We start from the raw sequence: 16,686 nt of genomic DNA on the forward strand, positions 1-16,686 counted from the left end.
GGCGGTTAGCGTTGTTTGGCTAAGGGCGATCCTGTCGAAAATGTCACGGAATTCCGTGTTTTTCCGTGTGCTTCCGTGGCGAATAAAAATCATGCTTCCGCCTCCGCTGTCTTGGCGCCAAAGCGTTTGCCCAGCCGGTCAAAGGCCAGGTAGATCACCGGGGTGGTGAACAGGGTCAGCACCTGGCTGAGCAGCAGGCCGCCCACCATGGCCACGCCCAGCGGCTGGCGCAGCTCGGAACCCATGCCGCCGCCCAGCATCAGCGGCAGCGCGCCCAGCAGCGCGGCCAGCGTGGTCATCAGGATGGGTCGGAAGCGCAGCAGGCAGGCCTGGTAGATGGCGTCGCGCGGGCTCATGCCGCGTTCGCGTTCGGCCTCCAGCGCGAAATCTATCATCATGATGGCGTTTTTCTTGACGATGCCGATCAGCAGAATGATGCCGATGATGGCGATGACCGATAGATCGTTGCCGGATAACAGCAAGGCCAGCAGCGCGCCGATGCCGGCCGAGGGCAGGGTGGAGAGAATCGTGATGGGATGAATATAGCTTTCGTAGAGCACGCCCAGCACGATGTACATGGTGACGATGGCGGCCAGGATCAGCCACAGGGTGTTGGACAGCGAAGCCTGGAAGGCCAGCGCCGCGCCCTGGAACTTGGTGTCTATGCTGGCCGGCAGGCCCAGCTCGGCCTCGGCCTGGCGGATGGCGTCCACCGCCGCGCCCAGCGAGGCGCCCGGCGCCAGATTGAAGGACACGGTGGCGGTGGGGAATTGCCCCAGGTGGTTGACGGCGAGCGCGGCGGGGCGCTCCTCTATGCTGGCCACCGCGTCCAGCGGCACCGGCCCGCCGTTGGCGGTGGGCACGTACAGGCTTTTCAGCGACAGCGGGTCTTGCTGGTGCTGCGGGTCCACTTCCAGAACCACGCGGTATTGATTGGTCTGGGTGAAAATGGTGGAGATCAGCCGCTGGCCGAAGGCGTCGTAGAGCGCGTTGTCGATGGCGGCGGTGCTGACGCCCAGGCGCGCGGCGGTGTCGCGGTTGATGTTGACGTAGGCCTGCAGGCCCTGGTCCTGCAAATCGCTGGCCACGTCGGCCAGCTGCGGCAGCCGGCGCAGCGTCTCCACCAGCTTGGGCGTCCAGGCGGACAGGTCCTCGGCGCTGGTGGCTTGCAGGGTGAACTGGTATTGGGTGCGGCTGACGCGGGAATCTATGGTCAGGTCCTGCACCGGCTGCAGGTAGAGCGCCATGCCCGGCAGCGCGTCGGCCTGGCTTTGCAGCCGGGCCAGCACGGTGCGGATGTCGTCGCGCTCCGCCTTGGGTTTGAGGTTGATCAGCAGCCGGCCGTTATTGAGCGTGGCGTTGTTGCCGTCCACGCCGATGAAGGAAGACAGGCTGTCCACCGCCGGGTCTTTGAGCAGGCGCTGGGCCAAGGCTTCCTGCCGGCGCGCCATGGCGCTGAAGGAGATGGATTGCGAGGCCTCGCTGACGCCCTGGATGGCGCCGGTGTCTTGCAGCGGGAAGAAGCCCTTGGGCATGGCCAGGTAGAGCGCGGCGGTCAGCGCCACGGTGGCCAGCGCCACCAGCAGGGTCAGCGTCTGCCGCTCCAGCACCCAGCTGAGCATGCGGCCGTAGCGGGCGATCACCCGGTCGAAGAAGCGGCCGCTGGCGTGGTAGAAGCGGCCTTGCTTGTCTTCCGGCACGTGTTTGAGCAGGCGCGCGCACATCATCGGCGTCAGCGTCAGCGAGATGAAGGCGGAGATCAGGATGGACACCGCCAGGGTGACGGCGAATTCGCGGAACAGCCGGCCCACCACGTCGCCCATGAACAAGAGCGGAATCAGCACGGCGATCAGCGAGATGGTCAGCGAGATGATGGTGAAGCCGATCTGCTTGGAGCCTTTCAGCGCCGCGGCCATCGGCGTTTCGCCGTCTTCGATGTAGCGCGCGATGTTTTCTATCATCACGATGGCGTCGTCCACGACGAAGCCGGTGGCGATGGTCAGCGCCATCAAGGTGAGGTTGTTGATGGAGAAGCCGGCCAGATACATCACGCCGAAGGTGCCCACCAGGGACAGCGGCACCGCCACCGCGGGGATGACGGTGGCCGGCACATTGCGCAGGAACAGGAAGATGACCATCACCACCAGGGCGATGGCCAGCATCAGCTCGAACTCCACGTCCGCCACCGAGGCGCGTATGGTCACGGTGCGGTCGCTCAGCACCTTGACGTCCACCGCGCCGGGCAGGGCGTCGCGCAGCTGCGGCAGCAGGGTCTTGATGCGGTCCGCCACCTGGATCACGTTGGCGCCGGGCTGGCGCTGCACATTGAGAATGATGGCCGGGGTGGCGCCGGCCCAGGCGGCCAGGCGGGTGTTTTCCGCCGAATCCACCACCTGGGCCACGTCGGACAGGCGGATGGGCGCGCCGTTGCGGTAGGCGATGACGACGCCGCGGTATTCGTCGGCGGACTTGAGCTGGTCGTTGCCGTCTATGGTGGAGGCCTGGTGCGGGCCGTCGAAGCTGCCCTTGGCCTGGTTGACGTTGGCGCTGGCGATGGCGGTGCGCACGTCTTCCAGCGTCAGGCCCAGCGAGGCCAGCTGGCGCGGATTGGTCTGGATGCGCACCGCCGGGCGCTGGCCGCCGCTGATGCTGACCAGGCCCACGCCGGGCACTTGCGACAGCTTCTGCGCCAGCCGGGTGTCGACCAGATCCTCCAGCTTGGTCAGCTGCAGCGTGGGCGAGGTGACGGCGATGGTCATGATGGGGGTGTCCGCCGGATTGACCTTGCTGTACACCGGCGGATTGGGCAGATCGGAGGGCAGCAGATTGCCGGCGGCGTTGATCGCCGCCTGCACTTCCTGCTCGGCCACGTCCAGGCCCAGTTCCAGGCCGAACTGCAAGGTAATCACCGAAGCGCCGCCGGAGCTGGTGGACGACATTTGCGACAGGCCGGGCATCTGGCCGAACTGGCGCTCCAAGGGCGCGGTGATGGAAGAGGTGATCACCTCCGGGCTGGCGCCCGGGTATTGGGTGACCACCTGGATGGTGGGATAGTCCACCTCCGGCAAGGCGGACACCGCCAGCATGCGCCAGGCGGCGAGGCCGGTCAGCAGGATGGCGACCATCAGCAAGGTGGTGGCCACCGGCCGCTGGATGAACAGGCGCGAGGGGTTCATGCCGTCTCTCCGCGCTTACTGCGCCGCCGAGGCGCGGCGTTTGCCGGCCGGGCCGCTGCCGTCGCGCTTGTGGCGCCCGTTTTTGCCCGCGCCCTGGGCGGCCTGGCGGTTTTGCGCGGCGCGGTCCACCACGGTGACCTTGGCGCCGTCGCGCAGCTTGTCCAGGCCGTCCACCACCACGCGCTGGCCGGGCTGCAGGCCTTGCTCGACGATGACGATGTCGCCGACGCGCGCGCCGGCGCTGATCTTGTTCAGGCTGACGCTGCTGTCGGCGTTGACGGTGTAGACGTAGCTGCCCGCCTTGCCCAGCTGCACCGCGGCGGCCGGCACGGTGACGGCGTTTTCCTGCTCGCCCAGGCTCAGGCGCACATTGACGAATTGATTGGGGAACAGGGCCTCGTCGGCGTTGGCGAAGCGGGCTTTGAGGTTGACGGTGCCGGTGCTGGTGTTGAGCTGGTTGTCTATGGCCAGCAGCGCGCCGTCGGCCAGCTTGTTGCGGTTGTCGCGGTCCCAGGCTTCCACCGCGAGGCCGGGCTTGGCGCGGCTGGCCCGCAATACCGGCCCCAGGCTGACTTCCGGCACCGAGAACAGCACGTTGATGGGCTGGGTCTGGGTGATGACCACCAGGCCGTTGGCGTCGCTGGCGTGGACGATGTTGCCCGGGTCCACCTGACGCAGGCCGGCGCGGCCGGACACCGGCGCGGTGACGCGGCTGTAGCTGAGCTGCAGCCGGGCGTTGTCCACCGCGCCCTGGTCCAGCTTGACCGTGCCCTGGTACTGGCGCACCAGCGCCGCCTGGGTGTCCACCTGTTGTTTGGCGATGGAGTTCTGCTCCAGCAGCTGGCGGTAGCGGTTCAGGTCCAGCTGGGCGTTTTGCAGCAAGGCCTGGTCGCGCAGCAACTGGCCTTCGGCCTGGGCCAGCGCGGCCTGGAACGGGCGCGGGTCCAGTTCCGCCAGCAGCTGGCCTTGTTTGACCGGCTGGCCTTCCTCGAAATGCAGTTTGTCCAGCTGGCCGTCCACGCGGCTGCGCACGGTGACGGTGTAGGTGGAGTTGACGGTGCCCAGCGCGCTGATCTGCAAGGGCACGTTTTGCCGCTGCGCGGCGGCCACGCCCACGGCCGCCGGCGGCGCGGCGCGGCGTTGGCCGGCGGCGTCCGCGGCCGCGTGCTGCCGCCACCACCAGCCGCCGCCCAGCGCGAGCGCGACGACAAGGCCCCAGCACAGCGGGGAACGGTAAAACGGGCGGCGAGGCGCGGCGGATTGGGTCACGGCGGGGCTCCAGAGAAACGGCCTTGGAGCGGCGAGGGCCGCTCCGGATCATTCGAAGGCGACCGCCGGCGCGGATGGGGCGAGGGATGGCGCCGCAGCAGGCTGAGGGTCGATGCTTACGGCATTATGCGCTCCGTGTTTGAACCGGGCTTTGCTTGCGCCGGCGATTGTATGTCGAATTGTTGCAAGACTTGACGGAATGTAAGGTGAGGCCGGGCGGCGGCGAAATGCCAGGCCAGTTGCTGCGCGCGCTGGCGGTAGAACGGCGTGGCCAGCATGCGCCGCAGCAGCGGCGGCAGCTGGCCGGTTTCGATGTGGCGGCGGCGCAGCGTGGCGCCGGCGCCGTAGGATTCGATATGCCGCATCGCCAGCAGCTGATCCATATTGGACGGGATGCCGATCACCGGCCGGCCCTGTTCCAGCGCCTGGTAGCTGGTGGGGCTGCCGCCGTTGCAAATGACCAGGTCCGCGCGGGCGGCGGCGGCCTCGCCGGGCAGGAAGTCGGCGCTGAACAGGCCGGAGCGTTGCGGCAGCCGCTGGCGGCGGCCGGTGCTGGCGATCACTTGCAGGCCTTCGCCCAGGAGCTGCTCAATCAGCGTGGGCAGCAGGGCCAGGTTGCCGGAAGAGCCCAGCGACAGGTAGACGGTGGGACGGTCTTGCAATTGCGGCCACCAGTCCGGCAGCGCGCCGCCGGGCGACCAGGTGACCGGGCCCAGATAGCGGTGGTGGGCGGGCAGCGGATCCAGCGGCACCAGTTCCGGGGAATCGTAGTAGAGCACTTGATCGCCGTGGCTCCAGGCCTCGAAGCAGTTGGCGAAGGGCGCCAGGCCGTAATGGGCGCGGGCGCGGTTGAGCGAGCGGGCCAGCAGCCGGGTGGCCAGCGGGGTGATCCAGCGCATCAGCGCGGGCATGACGGGCAGGCGGTGCAGATTGATCTTGGCCAGTTCCGGCACCGGCAGCGGCTGCGGCCGGCGGTAGGGGCTCCAGTAGGCGTTGATCAGATTGATCAAGGGCTTGCCGGAGAGCGCGGCGCTGATGCCCAGCGAGTGGCGGAAGTCGCCGACGATGATGTCCGGGTCCAGGCGTTCGATCAGGCGCAATTCTTCTTCGACGTAGGCGATGATTTCCTCGCGCCGGTACAGCGGCTTGCCGTTGTCCACGGCGTCAAGAAAGTCTTCGCAGCGCTTGGTGATCAGCGGGTGGTATTGGATGTCCTGGCGTTGGTAAATATGATCGAAGCGCGGTGCGGCGGCCAGGTGGATGTCGTAGTCCGCTGCGGGCAGCGCGGCGGCCAGGGTGTAGGGGCGGGCGACATGGGCCAGGGTGACGGCCTCGCCGACGAAGAGGATTTTCTGCTTGCGTGGGTTCATGGCGGTTTTCGGGGGATGGGGGGCGATGCCGCCCGGCGGGGCCGGACGGCGCGGGGCGGGCCTTAGAACGTGTTTACGATCTCGCGAGCTAAGGCGAGACAAGGCGTTGCGGCTGAGAAAGCGGAATGTACGCGTGGTACATGAGCATTTCGAAGCCTTTTTCAACGCTGTATCGCCGACGCGCAGCAGATCGTAAACAGGTGCTTAGCCTTTGTGGACCTGGACACGCCACAGCTCGCGTCCGCGCGAGGCGCGGGTCATCGCGCGGCGGCCGTGCAGGCTGTTGTAGTTGTCTATCAGCGCCAGGTCGCCGTCGTGCCAGTCGTGCTCGATCAGGTTTTCCGGCGCATAGGCCCGTTCCAGCAGTTCCTGCACCAGGTTGGGGTAGTCGTCGGCGCGCTCTTCCACGTCGACGAAGAACTTCTGCAGTTCGGAGTTGCTGTTTTCCTGGAAGCGCAGCACGGATTCGCCGGTGTCCGGGTGGGCTTCCACCAGCGGGTAGACGCGGGCGTCGCCGCCGAAATAGGTGAACTTGGTGTGGTAGCGGATTTCCAGCCGCTCCCATTCGGCCAGGGTGGCCACCGGCACCTGGCGCAGGATGTTGCGCGCGTCCACCAGGGTGGTCTGGCCTTCGCCGTGCTGCGGCGCGGTCTTGCAATACAGCGCGAACAGGCTGGCGCTGAAGCGCGGATTCTTGCGCACGAACGCATTGTCGGCCGGCAGCATGCTCAAGTCCCAGTGCAGCGGCAGCTCCTCGAAGGAGTGGACGAAGCCGTCGGCGTCTTCCTCCGGCTTGACCTTGTGCACCGCGCCGAACTGCCAGATATACGGGGTGCCGAACTGGGCGCTGAAGTCGATCAGATTGTCTTCGTCGGCCACGGCGAAGCCGCGCAGGGCGACGAAGCCGAACATCTGGGCCAAGCGGGTCAAGGCCGGGCGCGGCAGAGACAGGCAGTTGGCGCCGGGACGGCGGTTTTCTATCAGCAGGCCGAAGCGGCCGGCCCGCATCACCGACAACTCGCAACCTTCCCATTCCGCGCCGGCCTGTTCCAGATAGAGCCAGGGCTGTCCGTCGAAGCTCACCGCCTTGGCGCGGCGCGCGTCCAGCGCCTGGCGCTTGGAGACCAGCTCGCCGTGGCCGGCCAAATTCAGCAGGTAGACGCGGTGCCAGGGCAAGGCCGCCTCGGCCTGGGCCGGAGACAGGCGGATGGGGAATTTACCGCCGGGCGCGCCGGATTGGTGGATGGTCAGCCGGATGGCGTCCGGGAAATGCTCGGCCAGCATCGCGTCCAGCGCGATGCCGCGCCAGGCCAGGCGCCGCGCGCGCTGCGGCCAGTCCTCGGCCTCGGCGATGCCGCGCGCCGCATTGTCTTCGCGCAGCAGACCCAGCCATTGCGGCTGGCGTCCGGCCTGGTTTTCCGGCAGCGGCTGGGCGAAGTCCGCGGCCGCGGCGGGCAGGTAGCGGCGCAGCACGCTTTCCGCGCGGTCGCGCAGGCGGTCGAAGCCGGGCTGGACGCTGGCGTAATCATGCCAGCGCAGCACCGGGCTGGCGTAGAGCGCGCGCAGCCGGCGGTGGTAGTCGTTGGCGGTGTCGCGCGGGATGTCCAGCAGATCGTGGAAACTCAGGCCGTCGCTGAACAATTCCAGCGCGCAACCGGCCGGGTAGACGCGGCTGATGGCGCGGCACAGCCGGTCCAGCCGTTCCAGCGCCGCGTATTCGGCGTAGTCGGGGCGGTCGGACGCGGTCTTGTCGCGGGTGTTGGGCGATTTCAGCGGAAAGCCCGGCAGCAGCAATTGCAGCGGCTGTTGCCGGCGCACGAAGCCTTCCACTTGGGCGCTCAGCGCCTGGCGGTAGGATTCGCGCTGCGGGTGGTCGGCTTCACCCTGGAAGGCGTCGAGCAGAATGGAAACAATGGAAGCGACAATAGGTTCGTTTTGCATGGCGATACTCGAAATGAACAATGAAAGGCGGGGCTTCAGGCGGCGGTGGCGATGAAGTGGCTGGGCCGGCCGTCGACAAAGACCAGCGCGGACTGGTTCTCGTCGATGTCGCTGCGTTTTTTCAGCATCACGCCGTGCTCGTGCTTGATCGCGGCGGCGTGCCAGGGCGTCAGCCAGGCGTCGGTGCTGTCCACTAGGCGCACGCCGATTTTGGCGGAGACGCGGAATTGCGGATGAATGGACAGGCGCAGGCTGTCCGGAAACGCGCGCTCCAGCAGCCGGCTCCAGGCATTGCTGCGCTGGATTACCCGGTAGGCGTTGGCGCGTGCCATTTTCTGCAAGCTGGTCTTGCTGTGGCCGGCGAAGCGCGGCATGCCTTGCGCGTCTTCGAACAGGAAACGGGTAATGCCCTGGTACATCGCGCGCATCGCCGGTTCGTCCTGGCATTGGCGTTTGATCTGTTCGATGGAGTCGCTGTAAAGAATCAGCAATTCCTCGCGCTGGGAATCCAGATCGCCGATATAGCTGAAGTGGTCTTTCAGATCGTAAAAACGGAAGCTGTCGCCATGGCGTTGCCGTGCGTAGCGAATCAAGTCGTCCATATAGGCGGCGACTTCCGCGTCCGGGATATACACCACGTCGGAAAAGCAATAGCCGTCCGAGCAAATGGCGACTTGAGCGCCCGGTGGGTAGATGCTCTGAATGTCCCGGCAGAGTTGGTGCAGATTATCCAGCGCGTGGCGTTCGGCCAGGTCGGGCATGGCGCCCAGGGTTTTATTGCGGTTGGGCGATTTGCCGGGAAAGGCCGGCAAAATCATTTGCAGCGGCTGACGTCGGCTGACGGCGGCCTGAATCTTGGGCAGGTGAGGGGCCATTTCCGCGGCAAGGTCTTCCGGCGCGGCAAGGTCTTCCGGGTGGACGCGGCGCAGCTTGAAAACCCGTTCCAGTATTTGCCGGGCGAGATCCGAGGCGGAAACTCCAAAAGGGTGAAAAACAGGGTCGACAATGGCGTTCATGGTTTATCTCAAATGGTTGTGGAATCAAAAGCGATTGAATTGCGACTGGCCCGCGTTCATGCGCGGGCGTTTCACTTATCGTTATGTGATAACCAAAATAAAAATGATGGAAAGAACAGGTTTAGCTTCAGTTGGCGCGGCCATTCTATGGCAGATGTCGGGAGCGGGCGAACAAATTAGCCGCTATAGGGTTATGAGCAATCGTTATATTGATATGGCGAAGGGGTTGGATGAATAAAGGCGGATGGAAATTTTATTTGTTTTAGGTGGGTTTTTATTCAATGGGGCGGTGTGAAAATTGTAAATGCGATTGTGACGGTTTGTGATGTCTTATTTGTTTTAATTTGGATTAAATTTAAATTTGTCTTTATATGACAAGATCTTATTTGTCATTTTTGCAAATGAGATTCATTCCTATTTGTAAACAACGGGAGACCGTCGGAGACTGTGAGTTTTCCCATGCAACCACGTTGCGGCGCTGCGGTCGCGGCGCCTTTCCTGCGGCGCGCCGGCGCGGGCGGGGCGGGTGAAAACTGTATGATTCACGCGACAGATGCTGCACGCAGCGACGGCGAAGCGCGGCGAACACACCCCGGATGCTGCGTTGCGCCGACTTGTCGTACTCAAGGTCCGCCGCGTTTCAGAGCGCCGCGCCGCGGATGGGCAAAGCCGCGTTCTCCGCCGCAGGCCCGGCCCGTACCGGCCGGCGGGGCTTTGGGCCGGCTTTCGGCCGCAATCCAAGCGGGTGTGGTATTCCTTTGCGAACATGACATTTTCGTTTTTTAAGCTTCAAAGCCATGTTTGACTAGTCAACAGTCGTGGTTGCTGTCATTCTTTTGCGTTTCGATTACGACTGCCTGTCGTAGCGACAGCAGGCCGCCGGCTGGCCGCAGCGAGCCGAAAGCAATGTCGCCGAGCAGGCGCACTTGAGACAAAGAGATGGAAAAAAAGCAAGAAAGCCAAGAGCTTAGGCGCACCTTGCAGGCGCGCCACCTGTCGATGATCGCCATCGGCGGCTCCATTGGCACCGGCCTGTTCCTGGCCTCCGGCGCCACCGTGGCGTCGGCCGGCGCCGGCGGGGCCTTGATCGCCTACGCCCTGATCGGCCTGATGGTTTACTTCCTGATGACCAGCCTGGGCGAAATGGCCGCCTTCATGCCGGAATCCGGCTCTTTCCAGGTATACGGTTCGCGCTTCGTCGATCCGGCCTTCGGCTTCGCCCAAGGGTGGAACTACTGGTACAACTGGGCCATCACCGTGGCGGTGGAGCTGGCCGCGGCCGCCATCATCATGCATTACTGGTATCCGGCGGTGCCCGGCATCGTCTGGAGCGCCGGCTTCCTGTTGATCATCTTCGTGCTCAACTATTTCTCGGTGAAGGGCTTCGGCGAGGCCGAGTTCTGGTGCTCGATGCTCAAGGTGGCCACCATCATCGCCTTCATCGTCATCGGCTTTTTGATGATCTTCGGCATCATGACCGACCCCAATCCGCAGCGCATCGCGCCGGGTTTGTCGGTGATGCAGCAGGGGCAGGGGCCGTTTGTCGGCGGCCTGGCCGCCTTTGTCGGCGTGGCCATGATTGTGGGCTTCTCCTTCCAGGGCACCGAGCTGATCGGCGTCGCCGCCGGCGAATCCGCCAATCCGGGCAAGACCATCCCGCGCGCGGTGCGGCAGATCTTCTGGCGCATCCTGATGTTCTACATGCTGTCCATCCTGATCATCGGTCTGATCCTGCCGTACAACGATCCGCTGCTGCTGAAGAACGATATGAAGGATGTCGGCGCCAGCCCGTTCACCCTGGTGTTCAACCGCGCTGGCTTCGCCATGGCCGCCAGCCTGATGAACGCGGTGATCCTGTCCGCCATCCTGTCCGCCGGCAACTCCGGCATGTACGCGTCCACCCGCATGCTGTACACCATGGCGCGCAACAAGATGGCGCCCAAGCGCTTTGCCGAGCTGTCCAGCAACGGCGTGCCGCGCAATGCCTTGTACGCCACCAGCGTGATCGCCGCGCTGTGCTTCCTGACCTCCTTGTTTGAAACCAACGCGGTCTATCTGTGGCTGCTGAACTCTTCCGGCATGACCGGCTTCATCGCCTGGCTGGGCGTGGCCATCAGCCACTACCGTTTCCGCCGCGGCTACGTCAAGCAGGGCCACGATCTGGCGGACTTGCCCTACCAGGCCAAGTGGTTCCCGCTGGGCCCGCTGTTCGCCTTCGCGCTGTGTCTGCTGATCATGCTGGGCCAGAACTACGAGGCTTTCATCGGCGGCCATATCGACTGGAGCGCGGTGATCGCCACCTATCTGGGCATTCCGCTGTTCCTGGCGCTGTGGCTGGGCTACAAGTACAAGCACAAAACCCGGATGGTGGCGCTGGAAGAGATTGATTTCAGCGAGGCGCTGGTCAAGGCTCGCGCCTTGCGCCAAGAGAATAAGGACGGCAAGCTGGCCGCCGCCACGCGCTGATCCTCTGTGAATTCTGCCAGCCTTAGCGCGGCAGTTCGCCAACAGCCCGGCCATGCCGGGCTGTTTTGCGTAAGGGCTTGATTGTTTTGGATTCGGCGCCGGCCCATGCCGGCGCCGCGGACGCGCGCGGCGCGCCGGAACCGGGGCGGGGCGCCGCAGTCCGAGCGAGAGCCGGCTTGCAATACTGATGAATTGTGTAATATGGCGGCTGGCGCGGCGCCGCCCGCCGGCGTTCCCGATCTGAATTCGATGGCTTCGGAGTCATTCATGCAGTTGCTGACAATATTCATAACAAAGTTTCTGTTTGTGATGGCCGCCTTGCTGCCGATCATGAACCCTCCGGGCCTGGTGCCCATCTTCATCTCGATGACGGCGCGCAATACGCCGCAGCAGCGCCGCTACCTGGCGCGCCGCATCGCCATGTATTGCGCCTTGCTGCTGCTGGGCAGCATGTTCACCGGCGGCTATGTGCTGTCCTTCTTCGGCGTGTCCTTGCCGGTGGTGCAATTGTCCGGCGGCCTGCTGATCACCTTTGCCGCCTGGCGCATGCTCAACGACGCGCCGCCGGAAAGCAGCCCCACTTCCACCGACCAGCCCATCCAGGCGGAAAACCAGGACGCCTTGAAGCAGCGCGCTTTCTATCCGCTGACCTTCCCGCTGACGGTGGGGCCGGGCTCCATCTCGGTGGCCATCACCATGGGCGCTTCCTTGACCGATACCGGCAAGGGCATCGTCAAATACGCGATCTCGCCGCTGGCCGGCAGTTTCGCGGTGCTGGTGTGCAGCTTGCTGGTCTATCTGTGCTACCGCCACGCCGACAAGCTGCTGCGCTATCTGGGCCAGACCGGCTCGGTGGTGTTCCTGCGCTTGTCCGCCTTCATCCTGCTATGCCTGGGCGTGCAGATCATGTGGGACGGCTTCGGCGCCCTGATCACCCAGCTGGCGCAGGATGTGTTGCCGCATAAGTGAGCGGGGCGATTGGACATCTTTTGATGTGAGGCAAATGCCGCATCGGCCAAATTGAGCATACTGCGATTATGACAAATGTCTTAAGAACAGGAGTTTGCCATGGCCACCAGCGCTTTCTTCATCCCCTGCGTCAATCTGATGGGCGCGGGCTGTCTGCAACAAGCCGTTGAAACCATGCGCGGCTACGGTTACCGCAAGGTCTTGATGGTGACCGACGCCGGCCTGGTGAAAACCGGTCTGGCCGGCCGAGTGACCGAGCTGCTGGGCGGCGTCGGCATCGCCACCGTGCTGTTCGACGGCGTGCATCCCAATCCCACCACCGCCAACGTAGGTGCCGGCCTCGCGCTGTTGCGCGAGCACGGCTGCGACGCCGTGGTGTCCTTGGGCGGCGGCTCGCCGCACGACTGCGCCAAGGGCATCGCCCTGGTGGCAGCCAACGGCGGCAAGATCCAGGATTACGAGGGCGTGGACAAGTCCGCCAAGCCGCAACTGCCCTTGGTGGCGATCAACACCACCGCCGGCACCGCTTCGGAAATGACTCGCTTCTGCATCATCACCGACGAGAGCCGTCACATCAAAATGGCCATCGTCGACAAGCACACCACGCCGGTGCTGTCGGTCAACGATCCGGAAACCATGGCCGGCATGCCGGCCGGGCTGACCGCCGCCACCGGCATGGACGCGCTGACCCACGCGGTGGAAGCCTATGTGTCCACCATCGCCACGCCCATTACCGACGCCTGCGCCTTGAAGGCGGTGACGCTGATCGCCGGCCATCTGCGCCGCGCGGTGCGCAACGGCATGGATATGGAGGCGCGCGAGCAGATGGCTTACGCGCAATTCCTGGCCGGCATGGCCTTCAACAACGCGTCGCTGGGCTATGTGCACGCGATGGCGCACCAGCTGGGCGGGTTTTACGATCTGCCGCACGGCGTGTGCAACGCGGTGCTGCTGCCGCATGTGCAGGCTTACAACGCCAAGGCGGCCGGCCAGCGGCTGGCCGATGTCGGCGCGGCGCTGGGCGTGGAAGCCAGCGCCGAGGCGGCGATCGCCGCCATACGCCAATTGGCGGCCGATGTAGGCATTCCGGCGGGATTGACGCAACTGGGGGTCAAGGAAGAGGATATTCCTGAACTGGCCGCCAACGCCTTGAAGGACGCTTGCGGTCTGACCAATCCGATCCAGGCCAGCCACGAGGAAATCTGCGCGATTTTCAAGGCCGCGCTGTAGCGGTAAAGGGCCGCGGCGATTCGCCGCGGCCTTCACGATCTGCTGCGCTGCGGCGATACGACGTTAACAACCCGCTCAAAATGCTTATGTGCCACGAGTACATTTCGCTTTTGCGCTCGTTTTCGCCTTGTCTCGCTCAAGCTCGCAAGATTTTGAACACAGCTTCCAATGGCGGCCCAGCCGCCTTTTTTTGACCATTAAATATCGTAATACGATATTTCTGACGACGCCGCACCGCCTCCGCCGCCAGATGAAATAAGGAGTGACGCAATGGACGCAACCATTCGCCTATTGCCGGTGAGCGAATACCGGCCGGGGCTTGATAACGCTTTTCTGATCGAGGAGACCTGGCCGAAGGGCTTGCCGCGGCAGGCGCTGGACGCCGCCCACTGGCTCAAAAGCGTGGCGCCCGCGCCCGGCTTGCTGAAATGGCTGCGCCAGGACGACCGTCATTGGCCCACCTTCTGCGAGGTGTATTGGGCCGACCTGGCGGCGAACCCGCAGCGCTGGTGGCCCTTGTGGAAGGCCAGCCGCCGCGGCGGCCTGGTGCTGCTGCACGCGGGCGGCGGCGACAAGCAGCCGGCGCAGGCCTTGGCGCAATTCCTGGGCGACAAGCTGGACGAGATAGCGCGCATCGAGGCCGGAGAGCTGGCGTCGCCGGTGTGCTACCGCGCCTTGCTGGATCATTGACCGCATGCCAGAGCCATCCAGCTTCTCCAAACAGGATTTCGAACGTCTGGCGGACTTCCGCTATCGTTTGCGCCGCTTCCAGCGTTTCAGCGAGGAGGCGGCCCAGCGCCACGGCATCACCATGCTGCAATACCTGCTATTGCTGCAGATCAAGGGCTTTCCCGGCCGCGACTGGGCCACGGTGGCCGAACTGGCCGAGCGGCTGCAGTCGCACCACCACAGCGTGGTGGGCCTGATCAGCCGCTGCGAGCAGCAGCGGCTGGTGGCGCGCAGCCCGGGGCGGGACGACCGCCGCTGCGTGGAAGTGCGGCTGCTGCCCAAGGGCGAGGCGCTGGCGGAATGTCTGGCGCGAGAGCATCGCGAGGAGTTGCAGGCCCTGCGGCGGCTGGGCGATGTGCTGTCGCTGGATCATCTCTTGCAGCCCGAGGATTGACGTCGGCCCGGTAGCTTTTGCCATGGCGCTCTGGCATGATTTTGACATTGTTTTGGCGAGCGGAGATATCCCGTGAACATACTGTTGGTGGAGGACGATCTGGCATTGGGCGAGGCGCTGGGGCAGGCTTTGCGCCAGGCCGGCTTTCGCACCGTCTGGGTGAGGCGCTTGAAGGAGGCGCGCACCTTTCTGGCCGAGGAGCCGCAGGACGCGCTGCTGCTGGATCTGGGCTTGCCGGACGGCGAGGGCCTGCATTTGCTGCAGGAGCTGCGCGGCAACGGATCGACGCTGCCGGTCATCATCCTGACCGCGCGCGACGCGCTGGAGAGCCGGCTGGCCGGCCTGCACAACGGCGCCGACGATTATCTGGTCAAGCCCTTCGCGATTCCCGAGCTGCTGGCCCGGCTGCAGGCGGTGACCCGGCGCAGCAGCGGCTTCGTGTCGGCCAATTGGCAGATTGGCGACTTGTGCATCAACGCCGAAACCCGAGAGCTGTCGATGGGCGGCGCGGCGGTGGCTTTGTCGCCGTCCGAGTTCGCGCTGGTGTTCGAACTGGTGCGCAAGGCCGGCAAGGTGGTCAGCCGCGAGCACCTGGTCGAGCATCTGTGCTGCGAGTCCGACAACGCGCTGGAAGTGCATGTCCACAATCTGCGGCGCAAGCTGGGTTCGGACTGGATCCGCACCATACGTGGCGTCGGCTATCTGCTGCCCAAGCCGGCATGATCATCCCCTCGCTGGCGCGGCGCTCGCTCTACCGGCGGCTGCTATGGACCAGTCTGAGCACCCTATTGGCGGTGTGGCTGGTCCTGTTCGCCTGGTTTTATTGGGAAGTGACCCGGGTCGGTTCCGGCTATCTGGACGGCGATTTGCGCGGGCTGGCGCGCACCCTGGCCACCGTCTACAGCGCCGACATCAAGGAAAGCGAGCGCGCCCGCGTCGTCGATCAGTTGATCGGCCAGTTCGGCCACGGCTATAGCGAAAGGCCGCCGGTCAAGGACGAGCTGGCCTATCGCATCGTCGACAAGCGCCAGCGCCTGCTGGCGGTGTCCAGCGCCTGGCCGGAGCTGGAGCAGCCGCCCAGCGGCGGCGCGCCGGCCAACCAGGGGCGCTGGCGCATGCTGACGGCGAGCGGCGACGAGGTCCGGGTGCAGTTGGCGATCGCGCGCAGCTTCGTGCAGCGGGTGCAGGCCGAAATCCTGATCTTCTTCCTGCTGCCGCTGATCGCCGCGGTGCCCATCATCATGCTGCTGCTGCGCGTCGGTTACGGCCGCGCCCTGCAGCCCTTGGCGACGCTGGCCACCACCATCACCTCGCGCGATGTGCAATCGACGGCGCCGCTGGCCTGCGCCGACCCCGAATACCAGGAACTGCGGCCGGTGTTCAATTCCGTCAACGAGTTGTTGTCGCGGCTGGCGACCTTTCGCGAGGGCGAGCAGCGCTTCTTCGCCGACGCGGCGCACGAGCTGCGCACGCCGCTGGCGGCGATAGGCGCGCAAGTGCATCTGCTGGCGCGCGCGGAGTCCGAACAGGAGAGGGCGGCGCTGGCGGCCTTGCTGGACGCCAGCATAGGCCGCAGCGGCGAACTGGTGGGCAAGCTGTTGACGCTGTCGCGGCTGGACGCGGAATCGGCGCGGGTACTGCCGGTATCCTTCGATCTGGCGGCCTTGGCGCGCGCGGCGCTGGCGCGCCAGGTGCCGCGCGCGATGGAGCGCAACATCACGCTGGCCTACGACGGCGCGCAGACGGCGGCCTGCTGCGGCGACGCCAGCGCGATGGATAGCCTATTGGACAATCTGCTGGACAACGCCATCCGTTACTGCCCGGACGGCGCTTGCATCAATGTGGAAGTCAGCGAGGGGTTTTCCAATGTGAGGCTGGCGGTGCTGGACGACGGGCCGGGCATCGAGCCGCAGTGGCGGGATCAGGTGCTGAAGCGTTTCGTGCGCCTGCCCGACAATACCGTGACCGGCAGCGGCCTGGGGCTGGCCATCGTCAAGCGGGTGGTGGAGCTGCACGGCGGCAGCCTGCTGCTGACCGACGGCCTGCACGGCAACGGCCTGGGCGTGGAAATCCGCCTGCCGCGCTGCGACGCGCGGCCGGCTTGAGGCCGCCGCGCTCCCGCATCG

Annotated in this window: 13 protein-coding genes; 8 read left to right on the plus strand and 5 right to left on the minus strand. The window is 65.2% G+C overall.

Translation table 11 applies throughout. The features are described 5' to 3' along the window. Positions 1-89 precede the first annotated feature (89 nt). The 5 genes from JC616_RS10000 to JC616_RS10020 form a co-directional block, all read right to left on the minus strand. Positions 90-3,176 (minus strand): MdtB/MuxB family multidrug efflux RND transporter permease subunit, encoded by a 3,087-nt coding sequence (locus tag JC616_RS10000; RefSeq protein WP_227108026.1) that lies wholly within the window; start codon positions 3,174-3,176, stop codon positions 90-92. A 15-nt stretch (positions 3,177-3,191) separates the two neighbouring features. Then, positions 3,192-4,445 carry an MdtA/MuxA family multidrug efflux RND transporter periplasmic adaptor subunit gene (locus JC616_RS10005; RefSeq protein WP_146176643.1) on the minus strand — a complete coding sequence of 418 codons (1,254 nt, stop codon included), beginning with the start codon at positions 4,443-4,445 and terminating at the stop codon, positions 3,192-3,194. 116 nt (positions 4,446-4,561) lie between these two features. Beyond that, positions 4,562-5,815, minus strand: a complete 1,254-nt coding sequence (locus JC616_RS10010; RefSeq protein WP_227108028.1) for a glycosyltransferase — start codon at positions 5,813-5,815, stop codon at positions 4,562-4,564. A gap of 204 nt (positions 5,816-6,019) precedes the next feature. After that, the gene (locus JC616_RS10015) at positions 6,020-7,756 is read right to left on the minus strand and encodes an isocyanide synthase family protein (RefSeq protein WP_227108030.1); all 1,737 of its coding nucleotides are present in this window, start codon (positions 7,754-7,756) and stop codon (positions 6,020-6,022) included. Positions 7,757-7,791: 35 nt separating this feature from the next. After that, positions 7,792-8,772 carry an isocyanide synthase family protein gene (locus tag JC616_RS10020; RefSeq protein WP_107799372.1) on the minus strand — a complete coding sequence of 327 codons (981 nt, stop codon included), beginning with the start codon at positions 8,770-8,772 and terminating at the stop codon, positions 7,792-7,794. On the opposite strand from JC616_RS10020, the gene JC616_RS10025 reads away from it, so the two are divergent. From JC616_RS10025 to JC616_RS10060, 8 genes are all read left to right on the plus strand, one after another. Next, complete coding sequence (locus tag JC616_RS10025) at positions 8,771-9,010, plus strand: hypothetical protein (protein WP_227108032.1); 240 nt, start codon at positions 8,771-8,773, stop codon at positions 9,008-9,010. The genes JC616_RS10020 and JC616_RS10025 overlap by 2 nt on opposite strands. A 701-nt stretch (positions 9,011-9,711) precedes the next feature. Continuing rightward, entirely contained in the window at positions 9,712-11,238 is a 1,527-nt protein-coding gene (locus tag JC616_RS10030; protein WP_107799371.1) for an amino acid permease, read from the plus strand. Between the two features lie 267 nt (positions 11,239-11,505). Beyond that, complete coding sequence (locus tag JC616_RS10035) at positions 11,506-12,207, plus strand: MarC family protein (protein WP_107801780.1); 702 nt, start codon at positions 11,506-11,508, stop codon at positions 12,205-12,207. 99 nt (positions 12,208-12,306) lie between these two features. Further along, positions 12,307-13,437: an L-threonine dehydrogenase gene (gene yiaY / locus JC616_RS10040; RefSeq protein WP_107799370.1), complete on the plus strand. Its 1,131-nt coding sequence runs from the start codon at positions 12,307-12,309 to the stop codon at positions 13,435-13,437. Positions 13,438-13,707: 270 nt separating this feature from the next. Beyond that, on the plus strand, positions 13,708-14,127 hold the full coding sequence (locus JC616_RS10045; protein WP_107799369.1) for a DUF488 domain-containing protein: 420 nt from the start codon (positions 13,708-13,710) through the stop codon (positions 14,125-14,127). A 4-nt stretch (positions 14,128-14,131) separates the two neighbouring features. Then, positions 14,132-14,560 (plus strand): MarR family transcriptional regulator, encoded by a 429-nt coding sequence (locus tag JC616_RS10050; RefSeq protein WP_107799368.1) that lies wholly within the window; start codon positions 14,132-14,134, stop codon positions 14,558-14,560. Between the two features lie 72 nt (positions 14,561-14,632). Further along, positions 14,633-15,283 (plus strand): response regulator, encoded by a 651-nt coding sequence (locus JC616_RS10055; protein ID WP_107799367.1) that lies wholly within the window; start codon positions 14,633-14,635, stop codon positions 15,281-15,283. Then, the gene (locus tag JC616_RS10060) at positions 15,280-16,665 is read left to right on the plus strand and encodes an ATP-binding protein (RefSeq protein WP_227108034.1); all 1,386 of its coding nucleotides are present in this window, start codon (positions 15,280-15,282) and stop codon (positions 16,663-16,665) included. Before JC616_RS10055 ends, JC616_RS10060 begins: the two co-directional genes overlap by 4 nt. The last annotated feature ends 21 nt before the right edge of the window (positions 16,666-16,686 follow it).

The organism is Chromobacterium rhizoryzae, assembly GCF_020544465.1.
Taxonomy (GTDB): Bacteria; Pseudomonadota; Gammaproteobacteria; order Burkholderiales; family Chromobacteriaceae; genus Chromobacterium.

What these genes read in the sequence shown, in the direction of transcription:
- JC616_RS10035 (WP_107801780.1), top strand. Translation starts at nt 11,506, where the DNA reads ATGCAGTTGCTGACAATATTCATAACAAAGTTTCTGTTTGTGATGGCC.
- JC616_RS10060 (WP_227108034.1), top strand. Translation starts at nt 15,280, where the DNA reads ATGATCATCCCCTCGCTGGCGCGGCGCTCGCTCTACCGGCGGCTGCTA.
- JC616_RS10015 (WP_227108030.1), bottom strand. Translation starts at nt 7,756, where the DNA reads ATGCAAAACGAACCTATTGTCGCTTCCATTGTTTCCATTCTGCTCGAC.
- yiaY (WP_107799370.1), top strand. Translation starts at nt 12,307, where the DNA reads ATGGCCACCAGCGCTTTCTTCATCCCCTGCGTCAATCTGATGGGCGCG.
- JC616_RS10010 (WP_227108028.1), bottom strand. Translation starts at nt 5,815, where the DNA reads ATGAACCCACGCAAGCAGAAAATCCTCTTCGTCGGCGAGGCCGTCACC.
- JC616_RS10025 (WP_227108032.1), top strand. Translation starts at nt 8,771, where the DNA reads ATGGTTTATCTCAAATGGTTGTGGAATCAAAAGCGATTGAATTGCGAC.
- JC616_RS10020 (WP_107799372.1), bottom strand. Translation starts at nt 8,772, where the DNA reads ATGAACGCCATTGTCGACCCTGTTTTTCACCCTTTTGGAGTTTCCGCC.
- JC616_RS10000 (WP_227108026.1), bottom strand. Translation starts at nt 3,176, where the DNA reads ATGAACCCCTCGCGCCTGTTCATCCAGCGGCCGGTGGCCACCACCTTG.
- JC616_RS10045 (WP_107799369.1), top strand. Translation starts at nt 13,708, where the DNA reads ATGGACGCAACCATTCGCCTATTGCCGGTGAGCGAATACCGGCCGGGG.
- JC616_RS10030 (WP_107799371.1), top strand. Translation starts at nt 9,712, where the DNA reads ATGGAAAAAAAGCAAGAAAGCCAAGAGCTTAGGCGCACCTTGCAGGCG.
- JC616_RS10050 (WP_107799368.1), top strand. Translation starts at nt 14,132, where the DNA reads ATGCCAGAGCCATCCAGCTTCTCCAAACAGGATTTCGAACGTCTGGCG.